This window comes from Dorea longicatena (assembly GCF_025150085.1).
Lineage (GTDB): Bacteria > Bacillota > Clostridia > Lachnospirales > Lachnospiraceae > Dorea_A > Dorea_A longicatena.
Map to the genome: position 1 here is coordinate 1,621,249 of NZ_CP102280.1, position 15,682 is coordinate 1,636,930.

14 protein-coding genes are annotated in these 15,682 nt (G+C 44.3%); 1 reads left to right on the forward strand and 13 read right to left on the reverse strand.

Translation table 11 applies throughout. The features are described from left to right. Positions 1-2: 2 nt before the first annotated feature. The 12 genes from NQ508_RS07670 to gpr form a co-directional block, all read right to left on the reverse strand. Positions 3-974 (reverse strand): DHH family phosphoesterase, encoded by a 972-nt coding sequence (locus NQ508_RS07670; protein WP_006427573.1) that lies wholly within the window; start codon positions 972-974, stop codon positions 3-5. Then, entirely contained in the window at positions 964-1,350 is a 387-nt protein-coding gene (gene rbfA, locus NQ508_RS07675) for a 30S ribosome-binding factor RbfA (RefSeq protein WP_006427574.1), read from the reverse strand. Before rbfA ends, NQ508_RS07670 begins: the two co-directional genes overlap by 11 nt. 12 nt (positions 1,351-1,362) lie before the next feature. Then, positions 1,363-3,906: a translation initiation factor IF-2 gene (gene infB, locus NQ508_RS07680; protein ID WP_006427575.1), complete on the reverse strand. Its 2,544-nt coding sequence runs from the start codon at positions 3,904-3,906 to the stop codon at positions 1,363-1,365. Positions 3,907-3,920: 14 nt separating this feature from the next. Next, on the reverse strand, positions 3,921-4,244 hold the full coding sequence (locus NQ508_RS07685) for a L7Ae/L30e/S12e/Gadd45 family ribosomal protein (protein WP_044920021.1): 324 nt from the start codon (positions 4,242-4,244) through the stop codon (positions 3,921-3,923). Next, the gene (gene rnpM, locus NQ508_RS07690) at positions 4,231-4,485 is read right to left on the reverse strand and encodes an RNase P modulator RnpM (RefSeq protein ID WP_006427577.1); all 255 of its coding nucleotides are present in this window, start codon (positions 4,483-4,485) and stop codon (positions 4,231-4,233) included. Before rnpM ends, NQ508_RS07685 begins: the two co-directional genes overlap by 14 nt. A 34-nt stretch (positions 4,486-4,519) precedes the next feature. Continuing rightward, positions 4,520-5,719 (reverse strand): transcription termination factor NusA, encoded by a 1,200-nt coding sequence (gene nusA / locus NQ508_RS07695; protein WP_006427578.1) that lies wholly within the window; start codon positions 5,717-5,719, stop codon positions 4,520-4,522. 30 nt (positions 5,720-5,749) lie between these two features. Continuing rightward, complete coding sequence (gene rimP, locus NQ508_RS07700) at positions 5,750-6,217, reverse strand: ribosome maturation factor RimP (protein WP_022415534.1); 468 nt, start codon at positions 6,215-6,217, stop codon at positions 5,750-5,752. Positions 6,218-6,407: 190 nt separating this feature from the next. Continuing rightward, entirely contained in the window at positions 6,408-7,244 is an 837-nt protein-coding gene (nudC, locus tag NQ508_RS07705) for an NAD(+) diphosphatase (protein WP_006427580.1), read from the reverse strand. Positions 7,245-7,249: 5 nt separating this feature from the next. Beyond that, complete coding sequence (locus NQ508_RS07710) at positions 7,250-9,490, reverse strand: DNA gyrase/topoisomerase IV subunit A (protein ID WP_006427581.1); 2,241 nt, start codon at positions 9,488-9,490, stop codon at positions 7,250-7,252. A 25-nt stretch (positions 9,491-9,515) separates the two neighbouring features. Then, entirely contained in the window at positions 9,516-11,438 is a 1,923-nt protein-coding gene (locus NQ508_RS07715; protein WP_022415537.1) for a DNA gyrase/topoisomerase IV subunit B, read from the reverse strand. Positions 11,439-11,567: 129 nt separating this feature from the next. Further along, positions 11,568-12,779 (reverse strand): stage II sporulation protein P, encoded by a 1,212-nt coding sequence (locus tag NQ508_RS07720; RefSeq protein WP_006427583.1) that lies wholly within the window; start codon positions 12,777-12,779, stop codon positions 11,568-11,570. A gap of 100 nt (positions 12,780-12,879) precedes the next feature. After that, positions 12,880-13,869 (reverse strand): GPR endopeptidase, encoded by a 990-nt coding sequence (gene gpr / locus NQ508_RS07725; RefSeq protein WP_044920047.1) that lies wholly within the window; start codon positions 13,867-13,869, stop codon positions 12,880-12,882. A gap of 187 nt (positions 13,870-14,056) precedes the next feature. On the opposite strand from gpr, the gene rpsT reads away from it, so the two are divergent. Beyond that, on the forward strand, positions 14,057-14,320 hold the full coding sequence (gene rpsT / locus NQ508_RS07730) for a 30S ribosomal protein S20 (protein ID WP_022415540.1): 264 nt from the start codon (positions 14,057-14,059) through the stop codon (positions 14,318-14,320). 323 nt (positions 14,321-14,643) lie between these two features. Here the strand turns inward: rpsT and ilvC are convergent, their stop codons facing one another. After that, a complete protein-coding gene (gene ilvC / locus NQ508_RS07735; protein ID WP_006427586.1) occupies positions 14,644-15,663 on the reverse strand; it encodes a ketol-acid reductoisomerase in 1,020 nt (339 codons plus the stop codon). Positions 15,664-15,682: the final 19 nt, after the last annotated feature.

Consider the following 15,682-nt stretch of genomic DNA (forward strand, 5'->3'; position numbering starts at 1 on the left):
GTTTACTGCTCCTGTGTCTTTTCCAGTTTTTCCATCTGTACCTCAATCTGTTTGGACAAATTATTCAGCACATCAAACGGTGTTCCCGCCATTGTAAATCCGGATGCCTTCTTATGACCGCCGCCGCCAAAATACTGTGCGATCTTGCTGACATCGATTTTCTCTTTGGAACGGAGGCTTACTTTGAATTCATTCTGTTTCAACTCATACATGAATACAGCAACCTCTACTCCTTCTGTCACGCGAAGCTGGCTTACAATTCCTTCCAGATCTTTTGGTCCCACACCGTAAAAATCCATCACATCTTTCCGAATATAGGACGCGATACCTGTTCCATTTAAAAACAGGATACTTTCCATCAGTGCACGGCCCATCACAAGATTCTGCGCATAAGATTTCGCATAGAATGTATCTTCTATGATCTTTGGTCCGTCAATGCCTTTTTCCAGAAGATTTGCGGCCACCCGGAATGTCTCCGGTCCGGCGCAGGAATACTGGAATACGCCTGTATCATGCACAATTCCAAGGTACAGTGCTTCCGCCACATTTTGAGAAATCTTCTCTTCATCCAGAAGTCCGTATACCAGTTCTGATGTCGAACTTGCTTCCGGAACGATATGATTTACATCTGCAAAGCCGATGTTACTGATATGGTGATCCACACAGAACGTATGCTTTGCTTTATTAAATAACGTTTTAGAATACTCCAGTCTGTCTGTATCCCCGCAGTCCAGGGAAATGAAGAGATCATATACTTTCTCTTCATCATCCACAGACTCCCGGATTGTCTCTGTCCCTTTTAAGAAATGAAACGATTCCGGGATATCTTTCAGATAAATATCCACGATTTTATCACTGTAGTTTTCACGGATATACTGTCCGAGTCCCACACAGGAACCCACACAGTCTCCATCCGGACGCACATGTCCGCCGATCGCGATCGTGGACACGTTCTCCAATACTTTATTCAGCATCTTCCTCAACACCTTCCGTTTTCAGGTCTTTGGTTACTTCATCAATCTTCTTTGACATATTCACACCATACTCAATGGACTGATCCAGTACAAACTTGATCTCAGGTGTATTACGCAGATTTAGTGTTCTGGCCAGTTCACGACGGATATAGCCTTCTGCACTCTGCAGCCCCTTAATTGTCTGCTCCTGCTCATAAGCATCTCCAAGTACACTGATATATGCCTTACACGTCTTAAGATCCGGTGCAACTTCTGCAGCCACGACCGAAGTCCACGGTGCAACACGCGGGTCTTTTAATCCCCCGCGGATGATGTTCGATAACTCATGCTGCACTTCTGTATTTACTCTTGTATTCTTAATGCTTCTTTTTCTCATTTATATCAACTCCTAGCGTGGAATCTCTACCATCTTGAATGCCTCTACGAGGTCTCCTTCTTTGATGTCATTGAAGTTTGCAAATACGAATCCACATTCGTAACCTGCTTTTACTTCTTTTACATCATCTTTGAATCTCTTCAGAGATGCCAGAGGTCCTTCAAATATTACAATACCGTCACGTGTCAGGCGGACAGAGCAGTCTCTTTCAAATACACCATCCAGAACATAAGATCCTGCAATTGTTCCGACTCCGGAAGCCTTGAATGTCTGACGTACTTCTGCGTGTCCGAGTACCTTCTCCTCAAATACAGGATCCAGCATACCCTTCATAGCTGCTTCTACATCTTCGATTGCATTGTAGATGACACGGTACAGACGGATATCTACACCTTCACGGTCTGCTGTTTCTTTTGCTGTTGCATCCGGACGAACGTTGAATCCGATGATGATCGCATTTGATGCAGAAGCCAGACTTACGTCAGATTCATTGATTGCACCAACGCCACCGTGAATGATCTTAACGACTACTTCATCATTAGACAGCTTCAGTAAGCTCTGTTTGATTGCTTCTACAGATCCCTGTACATCTGCCTTTACTACGATACCAAGTTCTTTTAAGTTGCCTTCCTGAATCTGTGTAAACAGGTCATCCAGAGAAAGTTTAGATTTTGTCTCTTCCAGAAGTTTTACCTTGCTCTGTGAAATGAATGTCTCTGCAAAGTTTCTTGCTTCTTTTTCATTTCCACATCCGACGATAACTTCTCCGGCATTCGGTACATCGTTAAGTCCAAGGATCTCTACCGGTGTAGACGGACCTGCTTCTTTGACTCTTCTTCCCTTGTCATCCATCATGGCTCTTACTTTACCAAATGCAGAACCTGCTGCGATTGGATCTCCGACACGGAGTGTTCCCTTCTGAACCAGGATATTTGCAACGGAACCTCTTCCCTTATCCAGTTTTGCTTCCAGTACAAGACCTCTTGCACGGCGGTTTGGATTGGCTTTTAATTCCATTACTTCTGCTGTTAAAGCAATCATTTCCATCAGATCTTCCAGACCTTCTCCTGTCTTGGCAGATACCGGAACGAAGATTGTGCTTCCACCCCAGTCTTCCGGAATCAGTTCGTATTCTGTCAGTTCCTGTTTTACACGGTCAATGTTGGCACTTGGTTTATCCATCTTGTTGACAGCTACGATGATCTCTACACCTGCAGCTTTTGCATGGTTAATCGCTTCTACTGTCTGCGGCATAACACCATCGTCTGCTGCTACTACGAGAACTGCGATATCTGTAGAGCTTGCTCCACGCATACGCATTGCTGTGAACGCCTCATGTCCCGGAGTATCCAGGAATGTGATCTTCTCTCCGTTGATCTCTACAACATAAGCACCGATGTGCTGTGTGATACCGCCGGCCTCACGGTCGATGACATTTGTATGACGGATTGCATCCAGAAGGGAAGTTTTACCGTGGTCAACGTGACCCATAACGCAGACTACAGGCGGACGTTTCTTCATCTTCTTTTCGTCCTCTTCTTCTTCTTTTAGAAGTTCTTCGATCACGTCTACAACTTCTTCTTTCTCGCAGAGAACGTCGAATTCCAGCGCGATCTCTTCTGCTGTCTCATAATCGATCTCCTGGTTCACCGTAGCAACTTTTCCCTGCATAAAGAGCTTTTTGATAATTACAGACGGAACAATCTTCATCTTATCAGCCAGTTCTTTGATTGTCAGAACCTCTGGGATTGTGATCTGTTTGATCTCTTCCTCTACCTTCTGCTCTTTCTGCTGTGGTTTCTGAAGCTGCTGTTTTGGCTCGTTTTTCTTCTTGCCCTTTGGCATTCTTTCTTCATCATCACGACGATAATCTTTCTTCTTGTGATCGTCTTTTCCCTTGGCATTCTTTCTCTGTGGTTTCTGTCCTTCGATTGCAGGAGCCGGAATGCTTGGGTTGTTCTTTCTGTCATTTCTTCTGTTGTCGTTTCTGTCTCCGAATTTACGTCCCTGTCTGTCATCGCCACGGTTATTGTCTCGTCTGTTATCACGGTCTCCCTGGTTTCTGTCGGAACGTCCGTTCTGCGGGCGGTCTCCTCTCTGGAATCTCTGTCCGCCTCTTCCTTCCTGGCGGTCACCGTTACGTCCGTCTCTTCCGCCACGTCTTTCACCACCACGGTTATTTCTGTTATCGGATCTGTCGTTTCTATCAGATCTTTCATTTCTTTCAGATCTCTCCGGTCTTTCACTTCTTTCCGGACGTCTGTTCTGTGTTCTTTCTGCTGCCGGCTTCTCTGTCCTCTTTGGAGCCTGTGCTTCTTCTGCAGACGCATTCTGTGCTGCAGAACGGCCAGAACGTCTTGCCGGACGGCCGTTATTTACCTGCATCGGTTTTCCCTGTCCGGAATTCTGACGATTTCCTCCGGATCTTCTTCCTTTGTTACCACCGTTCTGTGCATTCTGCGGACGTATTACATGCACGATATTCTTTTTCTTTGGTGTTTCTGATTTTTGTGTATTTTCGTTTGTATTTGTTTCTATATCTTTATTATTTGACATATAATCTGCCTCCTCTATGCAATTGTCTGATTCTCTGTGTCTATATGCTTCCGGATTCCTTTTGCAAATCCCTCATCCAGGATAACCAAAGATGCACGGAACTCTTTTCCCATTGCATGCCCCAATGTATCTTTATCTTTGTAAAAATAGATCGGGACCTGATAAAAGTCACACATGTTCTGAAATTTCTTCTTGGTATTATCGGATGCATCGTCTGCAACGATCACAAGATATGCCCTTCCGGATTTTACTTCTTTCTCCGTACAGAACTCCCCGCTTGCAACCTTGCCGGCTTTCGTGGCAAGACCGATCATAGATAATGCTTTATTCTGACTCAAGTACTTCCATCTCCTTTTCCAGTGCTTCATACACTTCTTTCGGGATAGCCTGCTTAAAGGATCTCTCCAGGCCCTTATTCTTCACTGCTTTTGCAAGGCAGTCACTGTTCGGGCAGAGATAAGCACCGCGTCCGTTCTTTCTTCCTGTTGCATCCAGTAGAAATTCTCCCTCCGATGTGCGGATGACACGAATCATCTCTTTTTTACTCTTCATTTCCTGACATCCTACGCATTTACGCATAGGAACTTTTTTATTTGCTCCCACGAATTATCACCTATTCCTCTGTATCCTCTACTTCATCGAATGTGATCTCTGCGTCGTCATCATCATATTCAGCATCTGCTGTGTTCTCTACATCGAATTCTTCTGCATCGTCATCGTACTCTTCTTCGTATACACCTTCGCTTAATTCCATGTAGTTCTCCGGAAGTTCACCGGATTCGATTGCCTGTGTCTCATTCTTGATGTCGATCTTATATCCTGTCAGTCTTGCTGCCAGTCTTGCATTCTGACCTTCTTTACCGATAGCCAGTGATAACTGATAATCCGGAACGATAACGCTTGCTGTCTTTTCATCCGGATCAGCCATTACAGAAATAACCTTTGCAGGGCTTAATGCATTCTCGATCAGGATTGCCGGATTGTCACTCCAGTTGATGATGTCAATCTTCTCGCCGCGCAGTTCATTGACGATCGCATTGACTCTGGCTCCGTTCATACCAACGCATGCACCGACCGGGTCTACATCAGGATCGTTAGACCATACAGCGATCTTTGTTCTGCTTCCTGCTTCTCTTGCGATACTCTTGATCTCTACGATACCGTCCTTTACTTCTGTAACTTCTGATTCAAACAGACGTTTTACAAGTTCCGGATGTGTACGGGATACCAGGATCTTAGGTCCCTTTGTCGTATTCTTTACTTCTACGATATATAATTTGATACGTTCTGTCGGTTTGAAGACCTCACCTTTTACCTGCTCATTCTCTGTCAGCATAGCATCTGCTTTACCAAGGTTGATGCTGACATTCTTTCCAACATAACGCTGTACGATACCTGTCACGATATCTTTTTCTTTTTCAAAATACTGATCGTATACAACCTTACGCTCTTCTTCACGGATCTTCTGTAAGATCAGGTTCTTTGCATTCTGTGTTGCAATACGTCCGAATGATTTGGACTCGATCGGAATATGCACGATATCACCAAGCTCGAACTTGCTGTCGATCTCTTTTGCATCTTCCAGACTGATCTGCTCCAGTTTGTCTTCCACTTCTTCTACAACCGTTTTCTCAGCGTATAACTGATACTCACATGTCTCCTTGTTCATGATCAGTTTGATGTTGTCTGTCTTACCGAAATGGTTCTTACAGGCATTCATCAGTGAATTTTCAATGGCGTCTAACAGTGTCTCTTTACTGATATCTTTCTCTTTCTCCAGTATATTTAACGCTTCTAATAATTCTGTATTCATGGTCTGTTCCTCCTTACTTATCCATGCCGTTTAAAAATCAAATGCTAATCGGATCAGTGCGATCTCGCTTTTTTCAAATGTTTTCTCAGTCTCATCTTCCATCTCGATCGTAACCGTTGTCTCATCGTAATCCTTTAAGATCCCGGTGAATTCCTTCTTTCTGTCGATCATACGGTAGGTTCTGATCTCAACTTCTTCTCCAAGGCTTCTCTTGAAGTCCTTTTCCTTCTTCAGTGGTCTGCCAAGTCCCGGTGAGCTGACTTCCAGAATATACGAATCTTCGATATAATCTTTCTCGTCCAGAATATCGGAAAGTCTGCGGCTTACAACCTCACAGTCATTCACTCCGATTCCACCCGGTTTATCAATATATGCACGAAGGTACCAGTTACTTCCTTCTTTTACATATTCGACATCCACCAGTTCAAATCCATACTCTTCCACGATTGGAAGCAGGATCTCTTCTGTTTTCTGTTCATACATTTCTCTTTTTGACAATCTAAAATCCTCCTTATGCAGACCTTACTTATCTATGTTTCTATATCAGTCGGCACTTTCTTATCTGCGCATACTTTGATATGCAACAAAGAAGAGTGAACAATATGTCCACTCTTCTGCCGATTGATTTATGTAACTGAATTAACTATAGCACTGTTCTTTTGTAAAATCAAGGGATTTTGCGTATTTTTTACACTTTTCCGTGTTTGAACGCCATCATCATCTCGTTTGTCAGGCTTAAGTCTTCTGCCTCTACCGGCATCTTATCCCGTTCAAACCACTCCGCCATGGCAAGTTCATCGGTATCCAGTGTGATACCGTCCTCCCCGTCCAGTTCACAGAAGAATCCCATCAGCAGCGTATCGGTAAATGACCACGGCTGGCTCTTATAATACCGCAGGTTCTTCACCTTCAGTCCGACCTCTTCCATGACCTCACGCCTTACCGTCTCTTCAATGGATTCGCCTGTTTCATTAAATCCTGCAAGCAGTGCATACTTTTTGTATTCTCTTCCCGCATACTTTGACATCAGAATCTTATCCCCATGTGTGACAGCTATGATCACCGCCGGACAGATCTTCGGGAATTCCATCATACCGCAGTCCGGGCAGCGCATCATACGCTCTTTGTCGTCATGCACCATCGGCTGTCCGCAGTGACCGCAGAACTTCCGCGACTGATACCAGCGGTAAAGCTGCCATCCCGTCACTGCCGCAAACTGTCTGTATTTCGGTCTTGCCTCGCGGAAATACTGATTGTCCTTCAGTTCGAATCCTGGGAAATTCTCCGGATCAATTCCTTCTGCCAGATAATATCCCTGTCCGTCAATTGAAAAGAGATACGTATACTCTTCATATACATCCGGATTGTAAACTGCCGCCTCTTTAAATGTAAGGAACGAGATCTCCTGATCCTCAATCTTCACCAGGATCTTTCTTCCTTCATAATATAAGATCACGCTGTCTTCCTTTGGCGGCTCCGGTACATATTCATTTCTATATACATGTGGTTCTATGTTCTGTATCATATCGTTTACCCTCTGTATTTGGTTCCTGTTCCGTCTCGTTTTGCAAGTTTCAGGCGGTTCAGGGTAACTTCTTTTTCATGGTATGAAATCTTACACTCGGTTCCTTCTTCAAACAGATACACATCTGTCAGTGCATCGTCTTTCTTCAGACGGATGCCGCGCACTCCGATCGCACCTTTCTTCTTCTCCGTCACTTCTGCTGCCGGGAAGCGTAAGAAGAATCCGTCCGTTGTCTGCAGTACGATATGCTGGTTCTCCGTCACAACCTGGATCTTCACGACCTCATCTTCCGGCTGAAGCTTAGTTGCTGTAATGGTACGCTTTGTTACCTGGAATTCCGTTCCTTCAACCTTCTTGATCATCCCCTGCTTTGTGGCAAATAAAAGCTTCGCATACCGCATCTGTTCGGAGTCGCAGATGTACACGATCTCTTCCTGCGTGCTGTCATAATTACTGATATTGTCGATCGGCTGTCCCTTGTCACGGAATTTTCCATATGGGATATCCATCACTTTCACCTGATGCATCTTTCCATCTTTTGTGAAAATGCAGATCTTGCCAGTATTCATGCAGTGCAGGATGTATTTATTCTCATTATCTGCCGCTTCTTTATTACGCTCATAAGTACTTACATCTACCGTCTTCGCATATCCGAAACGGTCCATTAAGAACACAACTTCCTGTTCTTCGACTTTCTTCTCTTCAAATACAGCTTCTTCTGCATTCTCTACAACCGTACGTCTCTTTCTTGCGAATTCCTTCTTGATACGGTCCAGATCTTCCATGATAACTGCTGCCATCGAATCGTAATTATTCAGGATATCTTCATATTTTTCAATCTTAGCCAGCGTCTCTTCATGTTCTTTCTGAAGTGCTTCGATTTCCAGACCGATCAGCTTGTACAGACGCATCTCCAGGATCGCTGTTGCCTGACGCTCTGTAAATCTTAACATTCCCGCCATCTTTTTGGAAATGGAGGACTTGAACTTAATGTTCTCTGTCTCCCCGTTCATCAGACATGCCTTTGCGTCTTTTACATTCTGGCTTCCTCTTAAGATCTCGATGATCAGATCGATCACGTCACAGGCTTTGATCAGACCTTCCTGGATCTCTTTTTTATCCTGCTCTTTCTTAAGTAATGTCTTATATTTTCTCGTCGCCATATCGAACTGGAAGTCTACATGTGCCTCGATGATACGCTTCAGGCCCATGGTCTCCGGTCTTCCGTCCGCAACTGCCAGCATATTAACTCCAAAGGTATCTTCCAGTCGGGTCTTCTTATAGAGCATATTGGTCAGATTCTCTACGTCCGCACCTTTCTTCAGGTCAATGACGATACGGATTCCTTCTTTGGACGACTGATTGGAAATATCCACGATGTCTGTTGTCTTCTTGGTCTCTACCAGATTGCAGACATCATTTAAGAATTTCCCGATTCCCGCACCGATCATGGTATAAGGAATCTCTGTGATGACCAGACGTTTCTTTCCGCCCTTCATATCTTCTACTTCAACTTTTCCACGGATCTTGATCTTTCCGGTTCCTGTCTCGTAGATCTCCGGCAGGTCGTCTTTGTTGACCACGATTCCACCTGTCGGGAAATCCGGCCCTTTGATATATTTCATCAGCTGTCTGGTCGTGATCTCCTCATTTTTCATATAGGCTTTGACACCGTCTACAACCTCTCCCAGATTGTGTGTCGGGATACTGGTTGCCATACCGACCGCGATACCTTCCGCACCGTTCACCAGAAGGTTCGGGATACGCACCGGAAGTACGACCGGTTCCTTCTCCGTCTCGTCAAAGTTCGGTATGAAGTCTACAATATCCTTGTCCAGATCAGCCAGATACGCTTCCTGTGTGATCTTCGCAAGTCTCGCCTCAGTATAACGCATTGCGGCTGCACCGTCTCCTTCGATCGAACCGAAGTTACCGTGTCCGTCTACAAGGATCATTCCTTTTTTAAATTCCTGTGCCATGACCACCAGTGCGTCATAGATGGAACTGTCTCCGTGCGGGTGATATTTACCCATGGTATCTCCAACGATACGCGCACATTTACGGTACGGTTTGTCATACCGGATCCCCAGTTCGTGCATATCGTAAAGTGTACGTCTTTGTACTGGTTTCAGTCCGTCTCTTACATCCGGCAGGGCTCTGGCAATGATTACGCTCATTGCATAATCGATATATGATTTTTTCATCACGTCCGAATATTCGGTTCTGATGATCTGTGAATCCTGCATTGTATTTCTCCTATCCTATATATCTCTATATATCAAGTTCCGCTTCTGTCGCATTTTCATAAATAAATGAACGTCTTGGCGGTACTTCTGATCCCATCAGCATCTCGGTTACGCTGGATGCCATTCTTGCGTCTTCAATCTCTACCAGTTTCAGAAGTCTGGTTTCCGGGTTGAGGGTTGTCTCCCACAACTGTTCTGCATCCATCTCTCCCAGACCTTTGTATCTCTGTAAGGTAAATGGACCGTCATGCGTCTTTCTGTATTTTTCCAGTGCTTTATCATCATACAGATATTCTTCCTCGCCTTTCTTCGGCATCGCCTTATAAAGAGGCGGCATCGCAATATAGACATGTCCTTCGAAAATCAGTTCCGGCATAAAGCGGTAGAACAACGTCAAAAGCAGTGTCGAGATATGGGCACCGTCCACGTCGGCATCGGCCATGATGATGATCTTGTCATACCGCAGCTTGCTGATATCAAAGTCATTTCCATATCCTTCGGAAAATCCGCAGCCAAATGCATTGATCATCGTCTTGATCTCTGCATTCGCCAGCACTTTATCGATACTTGCTTTTTCCACGTTCAGGATCTTACCACGGATTGGAAGGATTGCCTGGAACATACGGTCTCTGGCTGTCTTCGCAGACCCCCCGGCAGAGTCTCCCTCTACGATGAAAATCTCACATTTTGATGCATCACGGCTTTCGCAGTTCGCAAGCTTTCCGTTACTGTCAAAGGAATATTTCTGCTTGGTCAGAAGATTCGTCTTCGCACGCTCTTCCGTCTTACGGATCTTTGCCGCCTTCTCCGCACAGCCAATGACTTTCTTAAGCGTCTCCAGATTACGGTCAAAGAAACGGATGATCTCATCGTTCGTGACCTTACTGCAGGCCTTTGCCGCGTCCGGATTGTCAAGCTTGGTCTTCGTCTGACCTTCAAATCTCGGATCCGGGTGCTTGATCGATACGATTGCCGTCATACCGTTACGGATATCGGCTCCGGTAAAGTTTGCATCCTTTTCTTTCAGAATACCAAGTTCTCTTGCATACTGGTTGATCGCCGTTGTAAATGTCGTCTTGAATCCGGTCAGATGCGTTCCTCCTTCTGCATTGTAGATATTGTTACAGAAGCCAAGTACATTTTCATGGAACTCGTTGACGTACTGGAAGGCCACTTCTACTTCGATGCCTTCTGCTTCCCCTTTGAAATACACCGGATCATGTACGACTTCTTTTTTATGATTCAGTTCACGGATGAATCCAAGGATTCCGTCCGGCTCATGATAAATGATCTGTTCCGGTTCTGCTCCCCTTTTATCTTCAAATACGATCTTCAGATCCGGATTCAGATAAGCAGTCTCATGAAGACGGCTCTTTACCTCTTCTGCTTTGAACTTTGTCTTTTCAAATATCGTATCATCCGGAAGGAAATTCACTTTCGTTCCGGTCTTTCTTGTCTTTCCGATCGTCGGCAGTAATCCGTCTTCCAATTCGATCACCGGTTTTCCCTGTTCATACCGGTCATGGTGGATATATCCGTCCCTGCTGATCTGCACATCCATATAGGTAGACAGCGCATTTACAACAGAAGAACCGACACCATGCAAACCTCCGCTGGTCTTGTATGCCGAATCGTCGAATTTTCCTCCCGCATGAAGTGTCGTGTATACCACACGAGCTGCCGATACTCCCGTTGCATGAAGGTCTACCGGTACACCACGTCCGTTATCTGCGATTGTTGCCGAACCGTCTTTTTCCAGTGTCACATGGATCTCGCTGCAATATCCGGCAAGATGCTCATCCACCGCATTATCCACGATCTCATAGATCAGATGGTTCAGACCTTTGGTTGAAACACTTCCTATATACATTCCGGGTCTTTTTCTTACCGCTTCCAGTCCCTCCAGGATCGCGATACTTCCCGCATCATATGTATTCTTTTTCGCCATTCTTTCTATATCCTTTCTCCGTTTCCATCTGTATGACAGACATTGAAAAACATCACATCTGATACCTTCCACAAGTATCATACAGATTTTTCCATACTTTGGATATCTTATCATAAAAATATTTTCGAATCAAGACAGCACCTGATGCAGAAGCTCTGCAAGAAGTTCCATGGCATTTCGCATCTCTTCTACTGTATTCGTCTGTGCTCCTGCCTCGACCAGAAGTGTCTTCGGTTTGAAATGCATGTTATAGCGGTATGCCCGAAGGAAAATGTGTCTGGCAAATCCCGGATAATATTTGGCTGCTGCAATCTCCATCTGAAGGGAAAATGCCAGATTGTCTTCCAGATATGGATTCGGAAGATAACTGATATTTCCATTTGCCCGCGTTCTGCTGAGTCCGTTGAAGAACATGATCTGCGCCGTCTGTCTGCCATCCACCTCTGTCACAAGATGTGTCCCTTCCGCCACACCGTCCCGGTGGAGGTCGATCACCACTTCTATGCTTGGATTATCTTTTAATATCTTCTGCACATCCGGTTCCGCAAGCTGATATGCTTTGCTGCGGTCCAGTTTGCCATTTACCAGATCATAAACACCTGTGTGATGATACGTCTCGATTCCATACTTTTGATTCAAAAGATCTGTCAGATACGTTCCCATACCTACAATCGATGTATTCGCATCCCCCGGAACAGAATCTTTAAACTGCTCCTGGGAATGTGTATGATAGATCAGCACCTTCGGTCCGGCTGCCTCTTCATTAGAATTGGAATTCAGCTTCATATTCTTTCCAAGCAGCCGGTCTGCATTGATCAGATTTGCATCCGCCATCGTACTGCTGTCCACTGTGTAAAAATGGCTCATCAGATATTCGTAATCTCTTAATTTATCCATGGATATGTCTACTTTAGCCTCCGGTATCTTCACCATCTCCTGCTGCGTGACACTTTGCTCCTGCGTAATGAGCTTTCCATTTTCATCCACGGCATTTTCATCATTTGCCTGCTTTTCTAATATCATGGCATAGGTCTGGGAATCTTCGGCGATAGTATCCTCTTTTTCCGCTGACAGATAGGTTCCAATCGGGAACAATTTCATCACTGTCTGTGTCACATCCTCTGCAGGACCTCCGACATGGTCTTTTTCCGATGTATAAGTCAGTGTCGTCATTATATTTCCGACAGCACAATCTGCAATGACCTCTTTTTCTTTTTCCAGGAATGATATTTTCAGTTCTCGTACTGTTCCATTTTCTTTTATTACATGACCTCTTATGAAACAGGTCAGAAGTATTCCAGCACTGCCCCAGGCTGCACACTTCATATATTTTTCCAACATTCTCTGCCTGTCTTTCTTTTTCACATTTTTAACACCTCTGCCGTTTACTGATTTTTACGATATCTTAGTTCTTACTATAATTATGGCAATATTGTAAATGTTATGACTGCATTATTTTTTCTTTCCCCGCAAAAAGCATATTCATTGCTTCTGAAATTGTATAACTGATTCGTCTTACTGTATCATCAATATCTTTTGGTGTCACAAACATACCATTCAGATGCGGAGCAATCAATTCCTTTACCAGTTCATATTTCTCTGCGGAATTATATCCCTGCAATACCACTCCCACCCCTTTTAATGTTTCTGATGTTTCCAGTGCCGTAATAAAGTTCTCCATTGTATCATTCACAATGGTTGCCGCATCCACAACTGTCGGCACTCCGATTGCAATGACCGGAATTCCCATCGTATCTTTTGTAATCTCACTTCGGTGATTTCCAACCCCTGCTCCCGGATAAATTCCCGCATCAGAAATCTGTATTGTCCGGTTCAGTCTTTTGGTACTTCTTGCTGCCAGTGCATCAATTACCATAATCAGATCAGGGGTTGTCTCATTTACTATTCCCCGTATAATTTCTGCAGACTCCATCCCGGTCTGTGCCATCACTCCCGGAACGATCGCACTTACAATCCTGCTTCCGCCTTTTCCCACTGCATACCTTCCATATTCCTGCACAATATGTCTGGTAACATTCAACTGATCCACCACATACGGTCCCAGTGCATCCGGTGTCACTTCACGATTGCCAAGGCCTACAACAAGTACCGAATATCCTTTTTCCTGATTTTCTTCCGTATCTTTCATATATTTTTCCAAAAAATCTGCCAATGTCTCCGATATTTCCCTGTGATACCCTTCATCTGCAGCTGCCATATTCGGCGCTTCCAGTGTCAGATATGTCCCCACAGGTTTTCCCATCGACTTCGCCCCATTTTCCGTTTCAATCCTGACCGTTGTGATCTTAATCTCCTTTTCTTCATCATACTCCTCTTCCAGAACGACACCTGATACCTCCACATGATCCGATTCAAACCGTTCTTTCTGTTCCATCGCAAGATCCGTCCGTATCTTATACTTCTCCACCATCATTTTTATCCATCCTTTCTCAAATTAATGCTAGTTTTTCCAATATTTTCAGAAATATGTATTGACAGATTCCAATTCATGCCCTAAAATAAATTCGTATGTTTCGTTAGATCGTCCGTGTCCGGCTCTAACGAACTGGAAATCGAATTAAAAAAATCGAAATACATTGATATCGGAGGTGGACAAATTGGCTAATATCAAATCTGCAAAGAAAAGAATTTTAGTAAACGAAACAAAAGCTGCTAGAAACAAAGCAATCAAGTCTAAAGTAAAAACTTGCGTAAAGAAAGTTGAAACAGCTGTAGCTAACAAAGATGCCGCTGCTGCTGCAGACGCATTAAAAGTTGCAATCGTTGAAATCAACAAAGCTGGAAGCAAGGGTGTTTACCACAAAAACACATGCTCTAGAAAGATTTCCCGTCTGACAAAAGCTGTTAACGGAATTGCTTAATAATAGAGATTAAACTCGAGTTGCAAAATTTTTAGAACCCGGATCATCCCGTCAATGATCTGGGTTTTTTTCTATTTAATTAATCATCGCGGCCTCTCAGTCCACGAGAAAGACTTGGCATTCTGTTTGTTGCTGGATGTCACGATGCAGAAGCTCTAAGGCAGTCCGCCTTCCCTAAGGGCAAAAGCCACTCCGCTCAAACTCACCCCTACGGGGCTCAAACAGTTCGGTCCGGGTAACCAGCTTAGTGAATTAACCAGAAAAAGGATACAGCAACCGCCGTACCCTTTTCGTATGTATTCTTATTCTAACAAGTCTGATGATTAGTTGTTGATCAGTTTGTCTTCTCCATTCCAGCTGTAGAGCTTTCTGATCTCTGCTCCGACTTTCTCTGATGGATGTTCTGAAGCAAGTTTTCTCATAGCTTTGAAGTGTACCTGACGTCCTGCTGGAGACATGTCTAATAAGAAGTCTTTTGCAAATGTTCCGTCCTGGATGTCTGTCAGAATCTGTTTCATAGCTTTCTTTGTCTCAGCTGTAACGATCTTAGGTCCTGTTACATAGTCACCATATTCAGCTGTGTTAGAGATAGAGTATCTCATTCCAGCGAATCCTGACTGATAGATCAGGTCTACGATCAGTTTCATCTCATGGATACACTCGAAGTAAGCGTTTCTTGGATCATATCCAGCTTCGCAAAGTGTCTCGAAACCAGCCTGCATAAGTGCACATACACCACCGCAAAGTACTGCCTGCTCACCGAAGAGGTCTGTCTCTGTCTCTGTTCTGAATGTTGTCTCAAGAAGACCAGCTCTTGCTCCACCGATTGCAAGACCATATGCAAGTGCACGATCCCATGCTTTTCCTGTAGCATCCTGCTCTACAGCGATAAGGCAAGGTGTTCCTTTTCCAGCCTGGTACTCACTTCTTACTGTGTGTCCCGGTGCCTTAGGAGCGATCATTGTTACATCTACATTCTTTGGTGGTTTGATACATCCAAAGTGAATGTTGAAACCATGAGCGAACATTAACATATTACCTTCTTCAAGGTTCGGCTCAACGTCTTTCTTGTACATATCAGCCTGTAACTCATCGTTGATCAGGATCATGATGATATCAGCCTGTTTTGCTGCTTCTGCTGCTGTGTATACTTTAAATCCCTGAGCTTCTGCTTTTGCCCATGATTTACTTCCTTCGTAAAGACCGATGATAACATCGCATCCGGACTCTTTTAAGTTCAGAGCATGTGCATGTCCCTGGCTACCATAACCGATGATAGCGATCTTCTGTCCCTCTAATACTGATAAATTACAATCTTCCTGATAAAAAATTCTTGCTGCCATTATAGCATACCTCCTAAAA

Coding starts and splice junctions, on each gene's coding strand:
- NQ508_RS07670 (WP_006427573.1), bottom strand. CDS start 974: ATGCTGAATAAAGTATTGGAGAACGTGTCCACGATCGCGATCGGCGGA.
- rbfA (WP_006427574.1), bottom strand. CDS start 1,350: ATGAGAAAAAGAAGCATTAAGAATACAAGAGTAAATACAGAAGTGCAG.
- infB (WP_006427575.1), bottom strand. CDS start 3,906: ATGTCAAATAATAAAGATATAGAAACAAATACAAACGAAAATACACAA.
- rnpM (WP_006427577.1), bottom strand. CDS start 4,485: ATGCGTAAATGCGTAGGATGTCAGGAAATGAAGAGTAAAAAAGAGATG.
- nusA (WP_006427578.1), bottom strand. CDS start 5,719: ATGAATACAGAATTATTAGAAGCGTTAAATATACTGGAGAAAGAGAAA.
- nudC (WP_006427580.1), bottom strand. CDS start 7,244: ATGATACAGAACATAGAACCACATGTATATAGAAATGAATATGTACCG.
- NQ508_RS07710 (WP_006427581.1), bottom strand. CDS start 9,490: ATGCAGGATTCACAGATCATCAGAACCGAATATTCGGACGTGATGAAA.
- NQ508_RS07715 (WP_022415537.1), bottom strand. CDS start 11,438: ATGGCGAAAAAGAATACATATGATGCGGGAAGTATCGCGATCCTGGAG.
- NQ508_RS07720 (WP_006427583.1), bottom strand. CDS start 12,779: ATGTTGGAAAAATATATGAAGTGTGCAGCCTGGGGCAGTGCTGGAATA.
- gpr (WP_044920047.1), bottom strand. CDS start 13,869: ATGGTGGAGAAGTATAAGATACGGACGGATCTTGCGATGGAACAGAAA.
- ilvC (WP_006427586.1), bottom strand. CDS start 15,663: ATGGCAGCAAGAATTTTTTATCAGGAAGATTGTAATTTATCAGTATTA.